Raw genomic sequence first — 23,338 nt, 5'->3', positions numbered from 1 at the left:
TCACTATCGCTAGCAGGCTAGCTCCCACAAGGGGCCAAGGTGATTTTGAGAATTGTGTTTGCCAGCTGCTTTCCATTGACGAGACCCTTGCTATGGAACACCAACCTCTGACTCATCCGGTCGCCGCCGCTCCACTGCGCGCCAGCCGGGGTGTTTCGCCGACGGCGCGTGCCTGGTTTTTCCTCACGCCGTCGATGCTGTTTCTGGGCGTGCTGATTGCCGCCAGTCTGCTGGTGCTGCGCATGAGCGTGGGCACCAAAGGCGCGGAATGGACCGGGTTCAGCCTGGCCAGTTACGCCCAATTGCTCGAACCCTATTACCTCAAATCCTTGCTGCTGACCCTGCGCCTGGCGCTGATCAGCGCGGTGATCGCGGTGGTGCTGGCGATCCCGGTGGCGTACACCATGTCGCGCCTGACCTCGCCATTTGTGCGCCGGATCTTCCTCGCCGCCGTGCTGTTGCCGTTGCTGGTCAACCTGCTGCTGCAAAGCTACGGCTGGCTGGTGATCCTCGGCCCGGGCGGGATGCTCAATCAGGCGCTGATGGGCCTGGGTTTGATCAAGCGCCCGATCATGCTGCTGTACAACCAGAACGGCGTACTGATGGGCCTGGTGCAAACCGCGTTCCCGTTGGCCGTGCTGCCGATTGCCAGCGCCATGCGCGGCGTTGCGCGCACCTATGAAGAAGCCGCCGCCACCCTGGGCGCGAGTCGCTTTCAGGTGTTCCGTCAGGTGGTGTTGCCGATGAGCATGCCGGGGATTATCACCGGCGCGACCTTGGTGTTCGCCTACAACGCCAGCAGTTTTGTGGTGCCGTTGCTGCTCGGTGGCCGGCGCGTGCCGATGCTGGCGGTGATGGTGCATGACCAGATCGCCCCGCTGATGAACTGGCCTGCCGCGTCCGCTGCCGGTGTGGTGCTGATTGTCACCACGCTCGCGATCATGACCTTGTCCGAATTCATCACTGGCCGTCGTCGGCGCATGCTGGAGGCTTCCCAATGAGCACGTTGACCAAAAAGCGTTATGGCCTGCTGCCCGGCGAGACCGGCAAGTTCGCCGGCATCCTCTCAGGCTTCATCCTGCTGCTGGCGGTGTTGCCGATCCTGACCATGATCGTCATGTCGTTCAGCGGTGCGTCGAACCTCGACTTCCCGCCGAGCAGCTACAGCCTGCAATGGTACAAGGCCGCCTGGCACACCTTCGTGTCGCCGGATTCCAGCGATGTGCTGAGCCTGGGCAAAGCCATGACCACCAGCCTGATGGTGGCGTGCCTGACCATGGTCTTCGCCACCATTGTCGCGGTGCCGGCGGCCTACGCGCTGACCCGTTGCGAATTCCGTGGCAAAGCCGTGGCGCTGCAATTGATGTCGCTGCCGTTAGTGTTTCCGATGGTGGTGTTGGGCCTGGCGTTGCTGCTGGTGTTCGACAGCCTGCCGTTCCAGATGACCACCTCACGGCTGGTGATTGCCCACGTGATCCTGGCCTTGCCGTTCGTGGTGAAGAACTGCACGGCGGCGATGCTGTCCATCGGCAGCGAAGTCGAAGAGGCCGCGCAAATGCTCGGCGCTTCACCGCTGCGGGCGATTATCGATGTGGTGGTGCCGTTGATGAAATCGGGGATTCTGGCGGGGATGCTGCTGGCGTTCATCGTCTCGTTCAACGAATTCACTGTGACCTATTTCCTCTACACCATCGATGTCATGACCGTGCCGATCTGGATGTACAGCCGCACCGTGTCATCGCTCGACCCCACCGTATTTTCGTTTGCCGTGCTGATCGTGCTGATCGACTTCGTCCTGATCTGGGCGTTGGAGAAGCTAGTCGGTGAAGGTGGCGTTTCGTTCTGATTTCTTGAGGTGATTTATGACTGGTCTGATTCTGGAAAACGTCGAGAAACATTACGGCTCGGCCTGCGCGGTAAAGGATGTGAACCTGCATTTGCCGGAAGGCAAACTGGTGTGTTTCCTCGGCCCGTCGGGCTGCGGCAAAACCACTTTGTTGCGGATGATCGCCGGGCTTGAAACCCTGAGCGGCGGCGAGATTCGCCTGGACGGTGAAGACATCGGCCACACCCCGGCGCATCAACGCAATTTCGGCATGGTGTTCCAGTCGCTGGCGCTGTTTCCGCACATGACGGTGGGGGAGAACATCGCCTACCCGCTGAAACTGCGCGGCGTCAGCAAGGCTGACCAGCAGGCGCGGGTGGTGGAGTTGCTGGAGCTGATCCAGCTGAGCGAGATGATTGATCGTCCGGTGGCCAAACTCTCCGGCGGTCAACGCCAGCGCGTGGCGATTGCCCGGGCGATTGCCAACCACCCGAAAATCCTCCTGCTGGATGAACCGCTGTCGGCGCTCGACGCCAAGCTGCGCGAGTCGATGCAGGTGGAAATCCGCCAGCTGCAACAGCGCCTGAACATCACCACGATCATGGTGACCCACGACCAGCGTGAAGCCATGACCATGGCCGATATCGTCGTTGTGTTGGGCGAACATCGGGTACAGCAAGTGGGCACGCCGATTGAAATCTACCGGCACCCGGCCAACGAATTTGTCGCGGACTTTATCGGCTCGGGCAACATCTTCCCGGCCACGGCGCTGGGCAACGGCAAGGTGGGATTGCCGGGTGGCGATGCGCTGGAAGTGCCGATCTGCAGCAGCATTGTGGTGGGTGAGAAAGTGAAAATGCTGATTCGTCCTGAAGACCTGCAACTGTCGCACCCGCAGGCGACGGCGGGGAACCGGCTACTCGGTACGGTGACGTTTGTGCGCGATATCGGCGCGACGATTGAAACGACGGTGGAGTGTTCCGGTGTGTCGTTTACCGCGCTGAGTACGCCGTGTCAGGGGTTTGGGTTGAGCATTGGCAATCCGGTGTCGGTGACCCTTCCGGCCGAGGCTTGCCGAGTACTCGGCGCCTGATTCAGATTTGATGTTGGCCTTGCTGGCCTCATCGCTGGCAGGCCAGCTCCCACAGGTTACATCGGTGTTCACTTGATTGTGTGATCACCCACAATCCCTGTGGGAGCTGGCCTGCCAGCGATGAGGCAATCAGTTACACCCTCAATACTGAATCAGACACTCAACCGCAACCGCGCCAAATCCCTCAACGGCGGTGCCCCAAACAACCGGCTATATTCCCGGCTGAACTGCGAAGGACTCTCATACCCCACCCGATACCCCGCCGCCGAAGCTTCCAGCCCCTCGGCCAGCATCAACCGCCGTGCTTCCTGCAAGCGCAGCTGCTTTTGATACTGCAACGGACTCATCGCTGTCATCGCCTTGAAGCGGTGATGCAACGTCGACACGCTCAGGTTCACTTCTTTCGCCAGGTCATCGATGCGCAGCGGTTGCTCATAATTGCCGTTAAGCCACTTGATCGCCTGGCTGATACGGTGGCTTTGGCTATTGGCGATGGCAATCTCATAGAGTCGATGCCCCTGCTGGCTGCGCAACAACCGATACAGAATCTCCCGACGAATCAGCGGCGCGAGCATGGCGATGTCTTTCGGGGTATCCAGCAAACGCGCCAGACGCAACACCGCGTCGAGCATTGCGGTGTCGATCCGTTCGACATACAAGCCGCGTCCGGTCGGTCGGGTCGGTACGCCCAATGGGCCGGCGTCGGCAATCAACGCGGTGATTTCCGCCGGGTCGATGTCCAGCCGCACCGCGAGGATCGGTTCCTCAGACGTGACATTCACCACGCGCCCGCTCAACGGCATCGAGACCGAGACGACCAGGTAATTCAGCGGGTCGTAATTGAAGTACTCATCCGCCAGCCGCACCTCTTTGCGCCCTTGCGCCATGATGCACAGGGCCGGTTGCGCCAGCACCGGGGCAAAGTCGTGGGACTTGCTGTGTTTGGACATGAACAGCGAACCGACGGCAGTGGCATAAGTGCCATCGTCCGTGGTGTTGCGACGGATGATGGCGGCCAGTTCCGCGCGCTGCTTCTCCATGTCGGCATCCAGCGGGGCTTGAAAGTGATCGAACGACGACATGCCGGGCATCCTCGCTGAGGGGTGGGTAATGAGGCCAGCTTAAGTTTGTGCAAGACGCAGCGGTAGACACATCCTGCCTCAAGCTTGCCTGATTCTGCATTGAGTGGATCAGCGGTGCCTCTATGCCTGCACCCTCCAGGGAAAACTTGCTTGAAAGCCGTGTTTCATCGCTGCGAGGGCATTTACAGGTTGTTACAGGTTTATCGAAACGCCGCGCAGGATTGTGCAACAAGCCGGCAGGAATCGACTAACCACGCTTCCCCCTGCGCGCTTAACCTTTGATCCTGTCGCAGCCCGTCCCACGGCTGCAACCGGACTACCTGGGAGGGTTGAACATGTCTACGCAGATCCCCGTCAGTCATATGGCTTTTGTCCGTGCCCGCGCCGGGCGTTCGGCGGAACTCGGTGCGCGCCTGAGCGCCTTGATCGAGCCGTCCCGCAGCGCGCCGGGTTGCCTGAGTTTTTCCCTGCAGCATTCGCAATGTGATCCGGAGTTGTGGCTGGTGTCCGGTTTCTGGACGCACCAGCAAGCGATGACCGCTTACTTTGGCACCCCGGCCATGCAGATTTTCGCCGAGCTGGTGCAGGAGCTGGTAGTCAACAGCCTGGATTTTCATACCTTCAAGGACGTGTCGGCCGACCAGGCGAAGAGGCAGCCCGGCTCGTGGGTACACAAAATGGCGGGTTGAGGGTTTAATGGCTCCATTCTCAATCAGCCAGGATCCGCGACATGGGACGTAAAGCCTTTGAAACCTTCGAAGCCGTATCCGCTGTAGTGCCCCGCGAAGGCGGCTACTACGCTGCGATTGCCACCAAACCAATCGGCGGCTCCGGCGCACCGCGCTTCAACAAATTGCTGGAAGACCAGACCTTCAAGACCGCCAAAGAAGCGGACGAGGCTGCCGCGCTGGAACTGACCCGCCTCAAAGGCGTGGGCGAAGACGGCGAGCTGATCTGGTAATCACCTGACCGCCCCCGGGCGGAACATCTTGAACAATGCCTCTGGCCCCAGCTGAAAATAATCCGCTGGCCCGCCGCCGCGCAGAATCGGTTCTGCCGCGGCGGTGTCGTATACCCCATCCTTCAACAGCCACTTGGCGATATGCACGGCGACCACTTCGCCGAGGATCAGCCAGCTCGGCACCACGTTCCCGTCCGCCCGCTGCAACTGAATGATCTGCGTGACCTTGCACTCGAAGGACACCGGGCTTTCGGCCACCCGTGGCACTTGAATGATTTTCGACGCGACCGGGGTCAATCCGGACAGTTCGAACTCGTTGACTTCGGGTGCGACCATGGCGCAGCTCTGGTTCATCTGCTCGGCCAGCGGACGCGTGGCCAGGTTCCAGGCGAATTCGCCGGTCTGTTCGATGTTGTTCAGGCTGTCTTTACGGCCGACGCTGGAGAAACCGATGATCGGCGGAATGTAGTTGAAGGCATTGAAGAAGCTGTAAGGCGCCAGGTTCAAGCGGCCATTGGTGTCCTGGGAGGAAATCCAGCCGATGGGGCGAGGGCCGACGATGGCGTTGAACGGGTCATGCGGCAAGCCGTGGCCATTGGCGGGTTCGTAGAAGTGGATGTCGTCGGGCATGGGCGCGGGTTCCAGAAGCTTTATTCGTGGGCGCTCATAGTGCTGGGACGAACAGATAATTTCCAGCGATGCGGTCCAAATGTGGGAGCGAGCCTGCTCGCGATAGCGATGTGTCAGTCAGCCCATTTGTTGCTGATACACCGCTATCGCGAGCAGGCTCGCTCCCACAGGGGGGCTATGTCTATTCAATAAAAAAGGGGCAGAACCGCTAAGATCTGCCCCATTTTTTGCTGACGGGTTTAGTCCGTCTCGATCCGCGAATGCTTGCGGGTGTCTTTCATGGTGATGTACACCAGCAACGACACCGCAATACAGGCGGTCACATACCAGTAGTAACCGGTTTCCATGCCAATGCTCTTGAACCACAGCGCGATGTATTCAGCGGTGCCGCCGAAGATCGACACGGTCAGCGCGTACGGCAGGCCAACGCCCAGTGCACGAATTTCGGTCGGGAACAGCTCGGCCTTCACTACGGCGTTGATCGAGGTGTAGCCGCTGACGATGATCAGGGCGGCCATGATCAGGAAGAACGCGCCCCACCAGCTCTGGATCGTGTGCAGAGTGGTCAGGATCGGTACGGTGAACAGCGTCCCGAGGATGCCGAAGGCAATCAGGATCGGACGACGGCCGACTTTATCCGACAGCCCGCCGATGATCGGTTGCAGGCACATGAACAGGAACAGCGTGGCAGCGGAAATAGTGGTGGAGTCGGAGATGCTCATGCCGACGGTGTTCACCAGGTATTTCTGCATGTACGTGGTGTAGGTGTAGAACGCCAGGGTGCCGCCCATGGTCAGGCCGACCACGGTCATCAGCTCTTTTGGATGGCGCATCAAGGTGCGCATCGCGCTTTCCTTGGCCTTCTCTTTCTTGGTGAACGACTCGGTTTCTTCCATGCCACGACGCAGGTACAGCGCGACCACGGCACACAGTGCGCCGATGGCGAACGGGATGCGCCAGCCCCAGGCGTACAGCTCTTCGGTGGTCAGGACTTGTTGCAGCACGATCAACACCGCCAAGGCGATGAGCTGACCGGAGATCAGGGTCACGTACTGAAAGCTGGAGTAGAAACCGCGACGGTCCTTGGTCGCCATTTCGCTGAGGTACGTTGCCGAAGTGCCGTACTCGCCACCGACCGACAGGCCTTGCAGCAGGCGGGCGAAAATCAGCAGGATCGGCGCGCCTATGCCGATGGTTTCATAACCCGGGCTCAGGGCAATCAGCAGCGAGCCGAAGCACATCAGGTACACCGAAGCCATCAGTGCTTTTTTGCGACCGGCCTTGTCCGCATAGAGGCCCATCAGCCAGCCACCGATCGGGCGCATCAGGAAGCCCACGGCGAAGATCGCGGCGGTGTTCAGCAGTTGGGCGGTGGTGTCGCCTTTCGGGAAAAAGGCCTTGGCGAAGTACAGGGAGAAGGCGGCGTAGACGTACCAGTCGTACCACTCGACCATGTTGCCGACAGAGCCGCTGAAGATCGACTTGATGCGACTGGCAGTGGTTCTTTCTTTAGCCGGCACGGCAGCCGACCCAAGGGGCAGGGCGTTGGAGTTATCCATTGAAGGATCCTTCGTTTAATTGTTTTTGTGGAGCGCGTTGAAACGCAGCCTGACTGGGCTATAGCAGGAGGTGTGCCAAGGGGAGGAGGGCCGGTTTAGAGGGGGGGACGGGATTTTGTGAGCGGATGTTTGCTTATGAATGGCGGGAGCGTGAGCGGAAATCCGCTTATTCAGGGAGGGCCACCCCTCACCCTAACCCTCTCCCCAGGGGGGCGAGGGGATTGACCGAGGTGTTCTTGGAGGTACATCGACCTGAACAATCGAGTCGAACTCAGGTTTTGAAAAGCATGAAGATCGCTCCCTTTCCCCTCTCCCCAGGGGGTAGAGGGGACTGACCGAGGTGCTCTTGGAGGTACATCGACCTGAAAAATCGAGTCGGACTCAGGTTTGAAAACAAAACAGATCTGCTCCCTTTCCCCCTCTCCCCCATGGGGAGAGGGCTGGGGTGAGGGGTGGATTTCACGGCTGAACATTACTCCCCCAAAAACATCTCCCGACTCAACCCATGCCGCTGCATCTTTTCATTGAAGGTCCGGCGCGGCAGTTGCAGTTCTTCAAGCACCGCTTTCACATCGCCCTTATGCCGGGTCAACGCCGAGCGCAGGCATTGCGCTTCGAACGCTTCCGCCTGCGCCGCCAGTGACTGCCCGGGATCGATGCCCGCGGGTACAGTCTCACCCAGCCCCAGCACTTGCCGCTCGGCAACGTTCGCCAGTTCACGCACATTGCCCGGCCAGTCGTGGCTCAGCAAATGGCTCAGCTGCGGGCCGCTCAGCGGTGGAAAGGTCCGGCCCAGGCGCTCGGCGGCATTTTGCGCGAACGACTCGAACAGCAACGGAATGTCTTCACGCCGCTCACGCAACGGCGGCAGGCGCAACTCGGCCACATTCAAACGGTACGCCAGATCCTCGCGAAACCGTCCGGCCCGTGCCTCATCCAGCAGATCCGGTTTGGTCGCGGCGATGATGCGCAAGTCCACGCGGATGCTCTGGTTGGAGCCCAGTCGCTCAAGCTTCTGCTCCTGCAACACCCGCAGCAATTTCACCTGCTGGGCCAGCGGCATGCTTTCGATTTCATCGAGAAACAGCGTGCCGCCATCGGCGTATTCAAGCTTGCCGATCCGCTTGCCCGTAGCGCCGGTGAACGCGCCGCTCTCGTGGCCGAACAGCTCGGCTTCGAACAGCTGCTCGGGAATCGCCGCGCAGTTCAATGCCACAAACGGCTTGTCGGCGCGCGGCCCGAAGTCGTGCAGGCAGCGGGCGACCAGCTCTTTGCCGCTGCCGGTTTCACCGCGGATCAACACGTTGACCGGCAACGCCGCCAGGTCCAGCACCTGCCGGCGCAATGTCTGCAGACCACGGGACACGCCCAGCAGCGTCGCGTCGAGTTTGGCGCGGTTGTCCGCGAGATCATGCAAGGCGCGGTTTTCCAGCACCAGCCGGCGCTTGTCCAGGGCCCGGCGCAGACTGCTCAGCAGGGTTTCCGGGCTGAAAGGTTTTTCGAGGAAGTCATAGGCGCCATCGCGCATCGCTTCGACCGCCATTGGCACATCGCCGTGGCCGGTCAGCAGAATCACCGGCAAGTCGGCATCGCGCCGCTGAACTTCGGCCAGCAACTCAAGGCCGGTCATGCCGGGCATGCGCACGTCGCTGAGGATCACGCCCGGGAAGTGACCGGGCAATTGCGCCAGGCATTCCTCGGCGCGGCTGAACAGCTGCACCTCGAAACCCGACAGGCTCAGCCATTGTTCAACGGCGCTGCGAATGCTGCTTTCGTCATCGACCACCATCACGGAATTCAGCATGGGCCGGGAGCCTCCAGGTCGATGGGCAAGGTCACCGTGAAGACGGCGCCGTTGGCGTGATTGTCGGCGCTCAGGCGACCGCCCGATTCGTGAACGATGGCAAAGGATACGGCCAGGCCAAGGCCCAGGCCATCACCCACCGGTTTGGTGGTGAAGAAAGGATCGAAGACGTTCGGCAGGTGTTCTTCGGCGATGCCGCCACCGTTGTCGGTGACGGTCAGGCGCCAGAGTTGCTCGTCGGCTTCGAGGCGGATTTCCAGGCGTTTGCAGGGTTTGTCCTGCATCGCATCCAGCGCATTGCGCAGCAGATTGATCAACACCTGTTCCAGTCTAATCGCATCGCCGCGCACCCACGCCGGACGCGTCAGGTGCAGCACGGTGCTGACCTGCTCATCACGCAGGCGCGCGTCGAGCAATTGCAGCGATTGGTCAACCACTGCCGCCAGGTCCAGGCGTTCACGCAAGCCACTGGGGCTTTTGCGCGCAAAGGTTTTCAGGTGGCCGGTGAGGGCGGCCATGCGCGTCAGCATGTCATCCACCGGTTTCAACGCTTTGTAAGCATCATCGACCCGGCCGTGATCGAGCAGTAGCCTCAGCGTCGCCAGCTGCATGCGCTGGGCGGTCAGCGGCTGATTGATTTCATGGGCGAGGGCGGCAGACATCTGGCCGAGGGCCGCGAGTTTGGCCGACTGCACCAGACCGTCCTGAGCGGTGCGCAGGTCGCGGGTGCGCTCTTCCACCAGTTGTTCGAGTTCTTCACGACTGCGCTGGCGCATCTTCGCCAGGCGCCAGCGCTGGTTGAGGAACAGCAACAGAAATACCAGCGCCAGCCACAACCCGGCAGCGGCGAGCGCGGCGTTGCGGCTGTCCTCGAAGGCGACTTGCGGACGGCGCAGCAGGTGCAAGGTCCAGCCTTCCGTGGTCAGCGGCAGGGATTCCCACAGGTAATTGGCCGTGCCGTCGGGACCGACGACGCGGGTCAGATCGCTGTTATCGTCAAAGCGTTGCAGCGATTGATAGTCCAGCGCTGTCAGCGGTTGTTTGTCGTACTGACGGGTGACCTTGAGCTCGGCGTTATCGCTGTCACTCAGCGGTTTCAACAGGCGATAGCGCCAGCCCGGCTGGTTGGCGATGAAGATGATCCCGCGTGCATCGCTGACCAGCAGCGTGTCGCTGCCCTGGCGCCATTCACGTTCCAGTTCCGGAAATTCGAGTTTCACCACCATTGCGCCGAGGAACTCGCCGCTGTCGCTGGTCACCGCGCTGGACAGGAAATACCCCGGAATCCCGCTGGTCACCCCCACCGCATAAAAACGTCCGGTGCCCTGGGTGCGGGTCTGGCTGAAGTAGGGGCGAAAGCCGTAGTTGTGCCCAACGTAACTGCTGGGCAAACGCCAATTGCTCGCGGCCACAGCGAGGCCGGTGCGGTCGAGCAGTTCCAGGGTCGAGGACTGGGCGGCACCGTTGATTTTTTCCAGTTTGCGATTCAGTGCGTTCTGCTGATCAGCGGTGACCGGGCCATTGAGCGCGGCGCGCAGCTCCGGGTCCAGCGCCAGCACGGCGGGGAGGGCACGGTAGCGATCGATCAGGGTGTGCAGGGAATTGGCATAGAGCGCCAATTGCTGATTGGCACGCGCGGCGTCTTCGACCAGTGCCTGGCGTTCGGTGTGACGCAGGGCCAAACCGGCCGCCAGTACGGCACCGGTAACGATGAGCAAGGTATACAGCGTCAGGCGTAACATGCGCGAACGAGCAAACATGGTGTCTGAAACAATCAGCAATAGGGGCGCGCACCATAACATGACGTCGCCCCGGGATTTCAGGGGCGTCGTTGCAGGGCACGCCGTCAGGCGGCTCTTTTTTCGATGAGGTACTGAGAGACTCGTCCGGCCAGGTTCCTGGCTTGTTTGATTCCGCTTCTTGCGACTTTGAATTCCTGCTCGATCCTCGACCGGTCAAGGTCTCCGGAGCTCATCGGCATGTTCAGGGCACCGATCAGCCTGTCATCGCTGACGGCAGCGCCTGCCAGTGTTTCAAAGGCTTCGTTGACTTGCGCTTCTACGTCATTGAGATAGGTGTTCAACGCGTCGAGATTGGCCGTTATCTTGTCGAGATCGCCTTGGCCAAGGGAATCATTGAGCGCTTCGGTCAGTTGAGCCGCTTGACGGAATATGGCCAGGGATTGTTTGAGGTAAGGCACTTTGAGGTGTTTACCGATGACTCGCGCGGTCGTTTCGATGGCCGTTTTTGTCAGGCCTGCCGAATTTTCCGGACTGAAGCTCTTTGCAACAGCCTTCACGCTGAAAGGCTCGGCGCGGGATTTGCTTTTGATGCTGCTGACCGAGAAACCTGACGGGTCCGGTGTGATGGTATAGCCCAGCCCGGTTTCTTCGCCGAGTTTGTCCATGACTTTGGCTGCCGCTTCAGCGGCAAAAATGCCACCAACGGCCGCGGCGACCGGCACTGCAACGGGGGCCGCCGGCCCAGTCAGGCTGCCGACACCCGATCCCACTGCAGCTCCCGCTGCTCCCGCATGAAAAGTGACGGCAAAGGACACGATGCTATAGAGCAATTTCTTGCCTGCGGTTTTGTAGATGTCGCGGGTTCGAGTGAGATTGTAGAGTTGACGATTGAGTTTCTGCATCTCGCTATTGACGGTTGATAACGTATTGAATGTGTCGATGACCTGTTGCCGGGCGGCTTCCTCTTTATGCGTGCCGCCGTTATCCAGATAGCGCATCGGATTGTTTGTCACAAACACGAAGAAATTCAGGCCATCCACCTCCCAGGCTGGATCGGCGCTCACCCAACGCTGCAACCACGGCGCGTAGTAACGTGCGCCGTAGTAATAAAGCCCGCATTCATCCATTTCCTTGCCCGAATAACGGATGGTTTTGTAGCCGACTTCTAGCCAGGAAGCCGCAGTCAGCCAGGCGGTGCCGCCGAACGGGTAATAGCTTTCGTGGCTGATCAGCCGGGCGTTCTGATCCAGTTCCATCAGGCTGGAACCGAGGTGATCGTCAAGGCTGTAGCGCAGTTGATCCTGGTCGATGCCGTCGGGTTTTTTGCTGACCCAGTGCAGGCAACGCACGCTGCCGCGGCCCCCCGGCAAGGTAATGACGTGCAGCTCTTCGCCGTTGTCGCGGGTGCGGATTTCCAGCCCCGGCAAGTAGACCACCTGATGAAAATGGGTGAGGGTCGCCGCCTTCCATTCATGGCGCTTGAACACCCGTACACCCTGGCTGTAGCGAAAGACTTCTTCATCGTTGGCGGCAGTGTCACGTTCAACCAGCGTGGCGCTGGCCAGTTGATCGCGGCTGTTCCAGTGCAGGGCTCTTCCCGGCGCGCAGGCCTGCTGATTGCCATGATGGTCGAACGATCTGGCGAAATCAGGGATGGGTTCACCGGCTTTCCAGCGCACCCCGCGGTTGCTGGTCGGGTCGATGAACATCTCGTGGGTGTAGCCGCCCACTGCGCGCTCATGGACCAACCTGGTCAGGGAGCCGCCTTTGTCGTACGCGTATCGCTGTGTGTAGTTGAGGTGATTTTTAGGGTCGCTCGGCGAAGGGCGACCGGGCAGATCAACGCTCGGGGCGTTGTCATGGCCGGTGGCGCTGATCAGTTGGTACAGCGCGTTGTAAGTGAATTCGCGGTGGCCATCGATGAGCTGGTTTTTGAAGTACATCGCTTTGAACGTGAGGTCGTCGATGCGCACGACGTTGGCGACCCGGTCATACAGGTACTGGAAATGCTGGAGCGGCTCCTGGTTGGGCAGGCCAGCCTTCAGTGAGTCGAGACGACCGTCGGCGTCATCGTAAGTCCATGTGTTGACCACTTGGTTGCCGGCGCGTTGCTCGATGATCTGGCCGGCGGCGTTGTAGCGGGCGTCTTCAAGAACGGTCTGCCAGGCCGCCGCGGGGTCGAGCTGCAGGTGAACCTGTTGCAGCTGCCCGGCGCAGTCGTAGCGCAGGCGTTGCTGATGACCACCGGCATCGGTCTGGGTCAGGACCACGCCGAGCGGGCTGAAAGTCCGACTGCTGGAGAATGTGCCGGCCCCGGTAATCGTTCGGCTGTGGTGCAGTGGTTGGCCGTCCAGGCTGAAACTGTTGATTTCAACTTCGCCAGAGGCATCGACCTGCTTGATCACCTGGCCACGCAGGTTGTGCTTCGGGTCGGCCAGTGCGGTGGCATAGATCGCGGATTCGATGATGCCTTGAGTGTCATCTTCAAGGGTGAGCACGCGCAATTGATCGTCGTAAACGGTGAGCCAATGGTTGCCCCGTCCGTCCCAGCGCCGGAGGGTTTCACCGGCCAGCCCCGGCAGACTGATCCGCCAGCCGGCGTCGACGCTGTCAACCTTGACCGGTTGCCCGGAAAGACCGTAAACCGTGGACAGGTTGGGCTTGAGCGCATCGACCAGTCGCGGGTCGCGTTGCTCCACCAGTCGCCCGACAACGTCATGGCGTTGTCGGGTGATGAGGGGTTCAAGCGCGTTACTGATCTCATTACGCAGGTACACAATCTGCCGCACTGCCAATCCCCGAGGATCAACGGGTGTCAGTGTGGGAGTGTTCCAATGAGCCGTTGTGGTCATTGCAACTCTGCCTTGAGCTTTTTCGGAGGCGGTGCAATGTGGGTGTCATTGAAGTCCATGCTGATCTTGTACCAGGGATGGATGATTTCGCGAGCGATATCGCCTTTGGCATTGACGAGTTTGATCATGCGACCAAGTGCGTCATAAAAGCTCTTGTCGTGGTAACCGAAATTCCGGAAAGACTCATCGAGAATATAGCCCCACGCGTTGGCGAAATAGGAACGATAAGTTCGAACGGGTAAGCCCTTGTTGTTGTATTCCACCCGCGCGCTGATGCGCCAGCGTCGATCGGCGTGCTCCTCCTTGGGCTGACCGTTTTCGATCACCAGTTCGCCGTTTTCAACGACAAAGGCCTTGCCGGGCTCTACCAGCTGCTGAGTCTGCAGTGGCCTTGCGAAACCGTCTAAGAATGACAGGATGATCTGGATCTGTGCCCGTACAGCATCATCCGGGTACCGGTCCGCGGTAAGAACGACGCTGTGCACCGGAATGCGCGGGACGTTGAGCAGCAATTCCCACAGTGCCTGTTCGGCCGGCGTCCGGGACTTGAGCCGGGCCAGACGCAGTCGGGCACTGGCTCGAACGTGAAGGCTCGGCAACACATCACCTTGAGCGATCCAGTCGCTCAGCCAGTCGGGTGTCTGCAGGACGGAGTGGGGGAGACTGCCCATCCAGCTGAACAGGTCCTTGCGAAAGGTACTGGCCGCTTTTTGCAGCGCAGCCGTCGGATCATTGATCGCCGAGACCGGGGTGGCGTCCTTGGGGCGGTTATAATCGGCAATGGGCCAAAAGCCTGCGGGCAGGCCGTTTTCTGTCCCATGGAAAGTGACGGTGTGCGGGCCGGACGGATCGTAAAGGACATCTTCAGAGTTGTCGTTGGCATCAATGATGCGCAGCGGTTGCAGTGAGTGGTAATCGAAGTCGATGTGAGTGGTGCAGCCATCCGGCAGCTTGACGTTGATGGTTCCAAGGCCGTATGCGTCGTAAGTCGCTTCGGTCACACCATGGCTCATGGTTTCGTTGTACTGAATCACCTTGTAGAAGCGATCGAGGCTTGCATACTTGGTAAAGTTGTAGAGAGCGGACCAAAGATTCCTCTGCTTGTCCTCCTCTTCGTCGGCTGCTTTGTCCGTACCCAGAAACAGCTTCATGCACTGATAACCAATCTTCTCCAGTTCTGCCCGGATATCTATTGGAGGTTTCACGTCTCCGTACACCGCCAGCGCCTTCCTGTCCAGCTGAGCGATTTCCAGCGTAGCTGCCAAGGCCTCGAAATCGGCGGTGCCATCCGGCAATACCGTGCCGTCGGCTGTTTTGACGTAGCGTTGCACCGATTGCGCGGTCAGCTCTCGCTGAGTTACCCATTCGGTCGAGAAGAACAGGACAATGAACTGTTCGTAGGAAATCGTTTGCGGATTCAGACCCGCAGGTGCAGTGCCTTTGGGCAACACCAGCGCATTGCCGCGCTGCCGATACGTCAGGCCGAGCCGCCAGCCTTGCCAATCGGTCAAGTGAATGAACCCGGCGCGGGTTTCGCTCAGGTAGTAGGACTGCTGAGCCGGATCATGGGCGTCAATCCACCATTTCCTTTCATCCACATCCTCAAAGGGGGGTTCATCCTGTTCGGTCCTGCGTCGGGCATAACTGACCGTGATCGAGTGAGTCGGCAACCCGAAGGCATCACGACACAGGTTGATGACATGGCGGCACAATGGGTCTTCGATGAAAGACTCATAGTGGTAGCTGATGTTTTCCAGTGACGACACCATCAACACCGGATCGGGATAGTGTTCGCCGCGCTCGCGCACTTCACGCACGATGTAGCGCGACTGTTCAACCAGAAACGGAGCAGTCGAGTTTTCCGCCGCGTAGGTTTCCACTTGCAGTACATTGCCTGCGAGCGCGCGGGCGATGGCATGGGTGGTGGCCTCATCGGCAGGCGTCATGAGTTCCTCGCATTCGTCGCCCGGGTGGTAACGACAAAACAGCGTGTCACCCAGCGGGTGTGCCTCAACATCAAGATCGAAGCAACCGTCGCAAGGCTGGTCAATCTGCCTGCCGGTATGAAACCAGGTGCGGACCAACGCCGCAGCGGTGAAGCTTTCGTCTTCGTCCGATGAGGTTTCGCTGTCGATCTGATGCAGACACCCGAAGCCGCGGAACTCCCTGTCCCGACTGTCGTAGTAAGCCTGGAAGTAGTAAAAAAACTGATTGAGGTGATTGCCGGTCACTTCGTCCAGTTGGCGTTGATGGCTTGCGACCTGAACAGGGAAGGGCAAGTAACAGGCCGTGTTGGTCGCGGATTTTTCATCCAGCCAGAACTGCGCAGAGCTCCGATACACCACCTCGGTGCTGCACCCCATGTTGTTATTGCTGGCAATCATCAAGTAGGGCTTGGCGCTGACAAAGTCGTAGCGCCAGTGCTGAGATTTCATGTGCGGCACAGTCAGGATCAGACTGGCGCAGCCCAGCCCTTGCAAGTCGGCAAGCGTGACCTGGCACAGGTTGTCGTAACGCACGCCTTGGGCCCATGCAACCGTGATGGGTGTCTGCTCGAATCCCATACCGCCGAGGTTGAGGTAGATCTCGAAATAGTCCGAATACAGATAGATGAGCGCGGGGGCGCCGGACCCGTTCAAATCCGCGATGCGCACCCGCGCGGCGTCGAACGTTTCGTAATCGAAGCCTGGACCGCTGATGACAAAGCCCTTGCCGAATACCCCGTGCCCAAGGTTTGGCCAGCATTTGATTTCGTTGTGACGAATGCGGCACAGCTCGGTCATGTCGCTGCCCAGCAAATTGCCCAGAAACACCAGTTCGCTGCGTGAGTTGCTGATCAGGGGCAAGCGGTCATCTACGGGCGTATGAGGGACATCCTCTCCTTTGGCAAAGCCGTCTTCACGTTTGTTGGCATAAAGGCGTACAGCTTTGGGTCCGATCATTGCCAGCGAGCTGAGGCCATCGCCTGTCAAATCACCCAGTTGGGACAGCGCATTGAAAAACTCTGCCGGGAACGCCAGAAACGGTATGAAGTCTGACCAGGTCCGATCCGGGTTGAGCGTATAAAAACCACACAGGCCGGGCTGGGCGATGATCCAGCTCAGACGACCGGCGCCGGTCAGGTCCATGAGGGCTTGACGCGCGGATTTATTGCGGTCGGCCACCGGGATTTGCGTCAGCGCTGTCCATGGCCCGTAGTGGATATGGTCGGGACCTGTGGTGGCGCGCAAGGGTTCCCGGTAGTACCAGCATTGGTCATAGCGACACAGGAAGCCCGGCAGGCCTTCACCGAACAGGTCGACGCACTGATAGAACCCCCCGTCTTCGACGCCCGGCATGTTCTCGAACGGGAAGAATGCTTGCGGCTGTGTATTGAGTTCGAATGTCGAATAGTCGAACTCCACCGGAGGCATGTTTTCCACGGTGCCGCTGGCGTCATACGCCTGATAATGCGCCGCCGCGATCTGGCTGTACGACCAGGGTGCCGTGGTGGCCGAGTACTCCAGCAGCAGGCGGCGGACCAACACCGGTGTGTTACCCAGTACCGGGAAATTGTGAAACATCAGCACTTGCTGGCAGAGGCGGCGGGTGCCCACTTCGAAACCTTGGCCATAGGTCGAAAATGGGTCATTGCGGATCAGCCACGGATCGAGCGTTTCATACACTGGTTTTTCAGTCAGGTCCCGTGTGCGCTCGCCGTAGTCGAACACCAGGTGGAAGTGCCATGAAGGCGTCGGTGTCTGCTGCACATCCCAGCCGTACAAGTGCTCGTACGCTTCGAAGTTGCCATAGAACACGCGATGCACATACCGCTGGGCCCGATAATCATGCGGGTCAGGAGTCTCGGCAGAATCCTCCGGTTTGTACTCGTAGCAGATGTGCTCGCCATGGGTGTTGATGCTTTCTTGCAACAGCCAGGCGGCCACATGCTCCGGGGCTTGCGGGTCAGACCGGCGCGAGTTCGCGGTTTTGCCGAACAGGTGCAGGCTGCCATCGGCGCCATGTACCAGCCAGAATCCTTCGGGTGAGGTGGCGGAGCTCCAAAACTCCACGAGCTCGAACGTCTGTTCCACCCGAGCCCAGTAACGCACGACCGTATGTTCACCGACGGCCAAGCCACGGTACTGGCTTTCGATTCTGGACTTGATCTGCCCCACGTCATCACGCTCGGGCATCAACTCTTCACCGGTTGGCCCGATGATCACGTCATCTTCCAGATAACGCGGTACGCCTTTGCCGGTCTGGCGGAAGACAGCGCTGAGGTTCAATTGCCAACCGATGCCGAACGGCCCGTTTACGGATTGACTGCTGTAGGTCAGCGATAGTTGGGGGTCCCAGCCGCGTCCAGCCGAAAGCGGCAAAGGCAGTTCAAATGAAGCCGCTCCTGTCAGGCCGACTTTGCCCCAGCTTTTACCAATGGTGGTGATCGGCGAGTTATCTATGATGGGTGTAGTAATACTCAGGGACGCTTTGTCTTCCATGGGGCTGATCCTGTTTTGGCCTGACGCTCGCCCGCGGCAGGGGTGTCGCTTGATGGATCAAACGCTAACAAGATAGGGGCGGTACGTAACCTGTCAGATCTGACAGGTAGGAAGGGATTTTCTAGAACAAATAGCTGTAAGCGGGCGGCTTTTAATGCCATTGGTGTCATTAACAGATAAAAAAACGGCCGGGTCGTCCATCCAGACGCCCGGCCGCATTGGCAATGCTGAAGCGCTTATTGCACTTCGACCGCCAGACTTTCGCTGATCTTCTGCTGCCAGATCGCAGGCCCGGTGATATGTACCGACTCACCCTTGCTGTCGACTGCCACAGTGACCGGCATATCTTTCACGTCGAACTCGTAGATCGCTTCCATGCCCAGTTCGGCGAACGCCACCACGCGGGATTTCTTGATGGCTTGCGCCACCAGGTAAGCCGCGCCGCCGACTGCCATCAGGTAAACGGCTTTGTGGTCCTTGATCGCGTCGATTGCGGTCGGACCGCGTTCGGATTTGCCGATCATGCCCAGCAAGCCGGTTTGCTCGAGGATCTGACGGGTGAACTTGTCCATCCGCGTCGCGGTGGTCGGGCCAGCCGGACCAACCACTTCTTCGCGCACCGGATCAACCGGGCCGACGTAGTAGATGAAGCGACCTTTCAAGTCTACCGGCAGGGTTTCACCCTTGTTCAGCATCTCGACCATGCGCTTGTGCGCGGCGTCGCGACCGGTGAGCATCTTGCCGTTGAGCAGGACGGTTTCGCCCGGCTTCCAGCTCTGCACGTCTTCCGGGGTCAGGGTGTCGAGGTTGACGCGACGGGCCGACGGGCCGGCTTCCCAGACGATTTCCGGGTAGGCGTCCAGCGGTGGCGCTTCCAGCGAAGCCGGGCCGGAACCGTCGAGCACGAAGTGCGCGTGACGGGTGGCGGCGCAGTTCGGGATCATGCACACCGGCAACGAAGCGGCGTGGGTCGGGTAATCCATGATCTTCACGTCGAGCACGGTGGTCAGGCCACCCAGGCCCTGGGCGCCGATGCCCAGTTGGTTGACCTTCTCGAACAGCTCCAGGCGCATCTCTTCGATACGGTTGGACGGGCCGCGTTTTTTCAGCTCGTGGATGTCGATGGATTCCATCAACACTTCCTTGGCCATCACCGCGGCTTTCTCGGCGGTGCCGCCGATGCCGATGCCGAGCATGCCCGGTGGGCACCAGCCGGCGCCCATGGTCGGAACAGTCTTGAGCACCCAGTCGACGATCGAGTCGGACGGGTTGAGCATGGCCATTTTCGACTTGTTTTCGGAACCGCCGCCCTTGGCCGCCACGTCCACTTCCACAGTGTTACCCGGAACGATGGAGTAGTGGATAACGGCCGGAGTGTTGTCCTTGGTGTTTTTACGAGCGCCCGCCGGGTCGGCGAGGATCGAGGCACGCAGGACGTTTTCCGGCAGGTTGTAAGCCCGGCGCACGCCTTCGTTGATCATGTCGTCCAGGCCCATGGTGGCGCCATCCCAACGCACGTCCATACCCACGCGGACGAAGACGGTAACGATGCCGGTGTCCTGGCAGATCGGGCGGTGGCCGGTGGCGCACATCCGCGAGTTGATCAGGATTTGCGCCATCGAATCGCGAGCTGCCGGCGATTCTTCGCGCAGGTAGGCCTCGTGCATCGCCTGGATGAAGTCAACGGGGTGGTAATAGGAAATGAACTGCAGGGCGTCGGCAACGCTCTGAATCAGGTCGTCTTGCTTGATCACGGTCATGAGTCGCGCTCCTCTAAAAGACGGGAACATTCAATAAGGTGCTTGCAGCTTGGGTGCATCGGTCGGTTGCAAGCACCTTTCAAGGCACGCCGGGGCTGCTGGCGCGACGCTAAAAAGGCGCGGCAGTATACCGTGCCTCGGTGGCGGGCACACCCGCCGGTAGTCAATCGTTGGTCGCATAGTGTTTGGGGTGGTTGGGGAGATCCACCCCTCTCCCCACAGGGGAGAGGGGGAAAGGGGGCAGATTTGTGTTGGTTTCAAATCTGAGTTCGGCTCGATATTTCAGGTCGCAGAATTTCTTATAAACACCTCGGTCAGTCCCCTCGCCCCCTGGGGAGAGGGCTAGGGTGAGGGGAAATGGTTTACACGCGCAGTCATGACATTGGCGCCAGTTTTCTGCCCCGAAAATTGAATGGTCATTTATCAGACACCCCACTAAAGTGGCATTCGGTCTGTAGAGTAGGACACTCGATCAGCCTCCTTTCGCACGGTGAGTCAACGATTGACCCATAACGCCATCCAACGGCTTTTACTCAAACGTTTTGCCCTCGCAGCCGGCACCTATGCCCTGGCGTTGGTATTGCTGTGGCTGGCGTTTTTCACCGGGCATTACGACGAACCGCTGACCAGCGTGGCCATCGGCAGTGCGCTGGTGGTGATCACCCAGGCCACGTTATTCGCGGTGTTTTACAGCGGCTGCAACCTGCGATTTTCCGACCCGAGCCTGACCGAAGCGCAGGTCCTGATGGGCCTGGGCTGGCAGACGTGGCTGATTGCCAATCTGGATGAGGCTCGCGGCGCGTTCCTGGTGTTCTACCTGCTGATCATGTTGTTCGGGCTGTTCCATCTTTCCCGTCGTGCGTTTGTGCGCTGTGCGTTACTGGTGTTTTTCAGTTTCAGCTCGATCACGCTGTGGGAGGGTTACCACTTCCAGTTGCACGACCCGGCGCTGGCCGCGTTGCAAGTCTGCGTGTTATTCATCGTGCTGATCTGGCTGGAGCTCTATGCCCGTTATGTCCAGGCCTCGCGCCAACGTATGCGCCAGCGACGGTTTGCCTTGCAGGCGCATCAGGACACCCTGCGCGGGATGATGCGCCAGCTCGAAGACCTGGTCGCCACCGACGAACTCACCGGGCTGTTCAACCGCCGTCATTTCCTGCGCCTGGCCTCCCGCGAGCTGAACGCCATGGAGGTGGGCGTAGTGCATGGCCTGGCGTTGATCGACCTCGACCACTTCAAACGCATCAACGACGTTCACGGCCACGCTGCGGGCGATCAGGTGCTGCAAGCCTTCGCGGGTGTGGCCACAGCGTGCCTGCGCGAAGGCGATGTGTTGGCCCGTTATGGTGGCGAAGAGTTCGTGGTGCTGTTGCCCGACTGCAACGCCGAACGCCTGACGTCCTGCTGCGAGCGGCTGCGCATTGCCTTCACCGATGTCGAACTGATCGGGCTCAACGTCGCCCACCTCAGCTTGTCTGCCGGCATGACCTTGCTGGAACTGGGCGATGATCTCGACGACGCCTTGCAACGCGCCGATCAGGCGCTGTACCGCGCCAAGCGCGACGGTCGCAATCGTTGCGCGGCGGCGTGGGAGAACGTCGATGCCTGAGTTGCGCGTCGGCGAGCGTCACTGGTCGGTGGCGCCGGGCAGCAACCTGCTCGATGCCCTGAATCAGAACGGCGTGGCCGTGCCTTACAGTTGCCGCGCCGGCAGTTGCCATGCGTGCCTGGTGCAATGCGTACAAGGCTTGCCCAGCGACAGCCGCCCCGATGCCTTGAGCTTCGAGCAGCGTCAGCAAGGCTGGCGTCTGGCATGCCAATGCCAAATCATCGAAGACCTGCAAGTGCACACCTTCGATCCGCAAGTGGACGGCCGCCCGGCGCAGGTCGCGGCGGTCGATTGGCTGAGCGCCAGCGTATTGCGTCTGCGCCTGACCACCGAGCGGCCGTTGCGCTACAGCGCCGGGCAACACTTGGTGTTGTGGGCGGGCAACGTGGCACGGCCTTACTCCTTGGCCAGCCTGCCGGAAGAAGACCGCTTTCTGGAATTCCACCTCGACTGCCGGCAGCCGGGGGAATTCAGCGACGCGGCCCGTCATCTCAAAATCGGTGACCCGATCCGCCTCGGCGAATTGCGCGGCGGGGCGCTGCACTACGACCCGGACTGGAACACCCGGCCGCTGTGGTTGATGGCCGCCGGCACGGGGTTGGGGCCGTTGTTCGGTGTACTGCGCGAAGCGTTGCGCCAAGATCACCAAGGCGCCATCCGCGTCATTCACCTGGCCCATGACGCCAGCGAGCATTACCTGACCAAACCCCTGCAAGCCATGTGCGATGTGCGTGAGAACCTCAGCGTCGAACTCTGGACCCCGGCCGAGTTGCCACAGGCGTTGGCGCAACTGCGGCTTGTCTCCCGGCAAACCCTGGCCTTAGTCTGCGGAGGCCCCGACAGTGTCGACGCCTTCGCCCGACGTTTGTACCTGGCCGGATTGCCGCGCAACCAACTGCTGGCGGATGTCTTTGTTCCCCGTGGTTGAGCGCTGATTTTGTGGCGAGGGAGCTTGTCGGAACGCCGCACCGTCCCGCTTGAGTGCGCAGCGCTCACAAACTTTTGGGGCCGCTGCGCAGCCCAGCGTCGGATCGCCGCCCGGAGCAAGCTCGCTCGCCACAGTTGACCTCTCAGATCAGGACTCGCCATGACCGATGCCATCCAGCTTGAACGCGAACGCGGCCTGCTGACCCTGCGCCTGAACCGCCCTGACAAGAAAAACGCGCTGACCCGCGCCATGTACAGCCGTTTGGCCGAAGCGCTGAAACAGGCGAATGCCGACCCCGAAATCAACGCCGTGCTGATCACCGGCAGCGCCGAGTGCTTCACCGCCGGCAACGACATCGCCGACTTCATTCAGCAACCGCCGAGCAACCTCGACAGCCCGGTGTTCCACTTCATGCTCAATTTGCTGGAATGCCGCAAACCGGTGATCGCGGCGGTGGCGGGTGCGGCGGTGGGGATCGGCACGACGATGCTGCTGCATTGCGATCTGGTGTATGTCAGTCGGGATGCGCGGTTAAGGATGCCGTTTGTGAATCTCGGGTTGTGCCCTGAGTTTGGTTCCAGCCTGATCCTGCCGCGACTGCTCGGGCATGCCAAAGCGGCGGAGTTGCTGTTGCTGGGCGAAGGCTTCAGCGGTGAACAGGCCGCAGGGTGGGGGATTGCGACCGAAGCGTTGGGCAGCGGCGAAGAGGCGTTGGCCAAGGCACGGGAAATGGCGTTGCGCTTCGAATCATTGCCACCGGAAGCGGTGCGGATCAGCAAGCAATTGATGAAAGCGCCGGACCGGGAACAGTTGCGCAAAGTGATAGAAGAAGAGGGCGCGTTGTTCACCCAAAGGTTGCGGTCGCCTGAGGCGATGGCGGCGTTGTCAGCGTTTATCAAACGGCATTAAGTTCTGTGCTGGCCGGGCCGGCCTCATCGCGAGCAGGCTCGCTCCCACAGGGATTTTGTTAACGCCACAGATCCACTGTGGGAGCGAGCCTGCTCGCGATGAG

Annotated in this window: 16 protein-coding genes; 8 read left to right on the top strand and 8 right to left on the bottom strand. The window is 60.2% G+C overall.

All coding sequences use genetic code 11. From position 1 onward, the window contains the following. The first annotated feature begins 92 nt into the window (after window positions 1-92). The 3 genes from ACRC4F_RS30075 to ACRC4F_RS30065 are packed head-to-tail and all read left to right on the top strand — an operon-like array spanning window position 93 to window position 2,918. Entirely contained in the window at window positions 93-1,001 is a 909-nt protein-coding gene (locus ACRC4F_RS30075; RefSeq protein WP_438662569.1) for an ABC transporter permease, read from the top strand. After that, a complete protein-coding gene (locus tag ACRC4F_RS30070; RefSeq protein ID WP_094470951.1) occupies window positions 998-1,846 on the top strand; it encodes an ABC transporter permease in 849 nt (282 codons plus the stop codon). The genes ACRC4F_RS30075 and ACRC4F_RS30070 overlap by 4 nt, the downstream gene beginning before the upstream one ends. Before the next feature lie 16 nt (window positions 1,847-1,862). Further along, entirely contained in the window at window positions 1,863-2,918 is a 1,056-nt protein-coding gene (locus tag ACRC4F_RS30065) for an ABC transporter ATP-binding protein (protein WP_438662568.1), read from the top strand. A 152-nt stretch (window positions 2,919-3,070) separates the two neighbouring features. On the opposite strand, the gene ACRC4F_RS30060 is transcribed toward ACRC4F_RS30065, so the two are convergent. After that, window positions 3,071-4,000: an AraC family transcriptional regulator gene (locus tag ACRC4F_RS30060; RefSeq protein ID WP_438662567.1), complete on the bottom strand. Its 930-nt coding sequence runs from the start codon at window positions 3,998-4,000 to the stop codon at window positions 3,071-3,073. Between the two features lie 335 nt (window positions 4,001-4,335). Between ACRC4F_RS30060 and ACRC4F_RS30055 the strand changes: the two genes are divergently transcribed. Then, window positions 4,336-4,689, top strand: coding sequence for a putative quinol monooxygenase (locus tag ACRC4F_RS30055; RefSeq protein WP_438662566.1), 354 nt, complete (start codon window positions 4,336-4,338; stop codon window positions 4,687-4,689). 41 nt (window positions 4,690-4,730) lie between these two features. Then, entirely contained in the window at window positions 4,731-4,961 is a 231-nt protein-coding gene (locus tag ACRC4F_RS30050) for a hypothetical protein (protein ID WP_438662565.1), read from the top strand. Here the strand turns inward: ACRC4F_RS30050 and ACRC4F_RS30045 are convergent, their stop codons facing one another. From ACRC4F_RS30045 to ACRC4F_RS30015, 7 genes are all read right to left on the bottom strand, one after another. Beyond that, window positions 4,962-5,591, bottom strand: coding sequence for a flavin reductase family protein (locus ACRC4F_RS30045; RefSeq protein ID WP_438662564.1), 630 nt, complete (start codon window positions 5,589-5,591; stop codon window positions 4,962-4,964). A gap of 239 nt (window positions 5,592-5,830) precedes the next feature. Then, complete coding sequence (locus ACRC4F_RS30040; RefSeq protein WP_438662563.1) at window positions 5,831-7,150, bottom strand: MFS transporter; 1,320 nt, start codon at window positions 7,148-7,150, stop codon at window positions 5,831-5,833. 472 nt (window positions 7,151-7,622) lie between these two features. After that, a complete protein-coding gene (locus ACRC4F_RS30035; RefSeq protein ID WP_438662562.1) occupies window positions 7,623-8,954 on the bottom strand; it encodes a sigma-54-dependent transcriptional regulator in 1,332 nt (443 codons plus the stop codon). After that, window positions 8,948-10,756, bottom strand: a complete 1,809-nt coding sequence (locus ACRC4F_RS30030; protein WP_438662561.1) for a sensor histidine kinase — start codon at window positions 10,754-10,756, stop codon at window positions 8,948-8,950. Before ACRC4F_RS30030 ends, ACRC4F_RS30035 begins: the two co-directional genes overlap by 7 nt. A gap of 44 nt (window positions 10,757-10,800) precedes the next feature. Further along, window positions 10,801-13,485 carry an RHS repeat domain-containing protein gene (locus ACRC4F_RS30025; RefSeq protein ID WP_438662560.1) on the bottom strand — a complete coding sequence of 895 codons (2,685 nt, stop codon included), beginning with the start codon at window positions 13,483-13,485 and terminating at the stop codon, window positions 10,801-10,803. Window positions 13,486-13,544: 59 nt separating this feature from the next. Continuing rightward, complete coding sequence (locus ACRC4F_RS30020; protein WP_438662559.1) at window positions 13,545-18,029, bottom strand: SpvB/TcaC N-terminal domain-containing protein; 4,485 nt, start codon at window positions 18,027-18,029, stop codon at window positions 13,545-13,547. Window positions 18,030-18,265: 236 nt separating this feature from the next. Further along, window positions 18,266-19,789: a fumarate hydratase gene (locus ACRC4F_RS30015; RefSeq protein WP_438662558.1), complete on the bottom strand. Its 1,524-nt coding sequence runs from the start codon at window positions 19,787-19,789 to the stop codon at window positions 18,266-18,268. Window positions 19,790-20,291: 502 nt separating this feature from the next. On the opposite strand from ACRC4F_RS30015, the gene ACRC4F_RS30010 reads away from it, so the two are divergent. The 3 genes from ACRC4F_RS30010 to ACRC4F_RS30000 all read left to right on the top strand — a co-directional run bounded on the left by ACRC4F_RS30010 (window position 20,292) and on the right by ACRC4F_RS30000 (window position 23,235). Continuing rightward, entirely contained in the window at window positions 20,292-21,398 is a 1,107-nt protein-coding gene (locus ACRC4F_RS30010) for a GGDEF domain-containing protein (RefSeq protein ID WP_438662557.1), read from the top strand. Continuing rightward, complete coding sequence (locus ACRC4F_RS30005; RefSeq protein WP_438662556.1) at window positions 21,391-22,326, top strand: iron-sulfur-binding ferredoxin reductase; 936 nt, start codon at window positions 21,391-21,393, stop codon at window positions 22,324-22,326. Before ACRC4F_RS30010 ends, ACRC4F_RS30005 begins: the two co-directional genes overlap by 8 nt. Window positions 22,327-22,485: 159 nt before the next feature. Next, window positions 22,486-23,235 carry an enoyl-CoA hydratase-related protein gene (locus ACRC4F_RS30000; protein ID WP_438662555.1) on the top strand — a complete coding sequence of 250 codons (750 nt, stop codon included), beginning with the start codon at window positions 22,486-22,488 and terminating at the stop codon, window positions 23,233-23,235. Window positions 23,236-23,338: the final 103 nt, after the last annotated feature.

Source organism: Pseudomonas sp., from assembly GCF_051660785.1.
Lineage (GTDB): Bacteria > Pseudomonadota > Gammaproteobacteria > Pseudomonadales > Pseudomonadaceae > Aquipseudomonas.
Note: the sequence above shows the minus strand (reverse complement) of the source record. Positions and strands in the feature narration are given on the sequence as shown.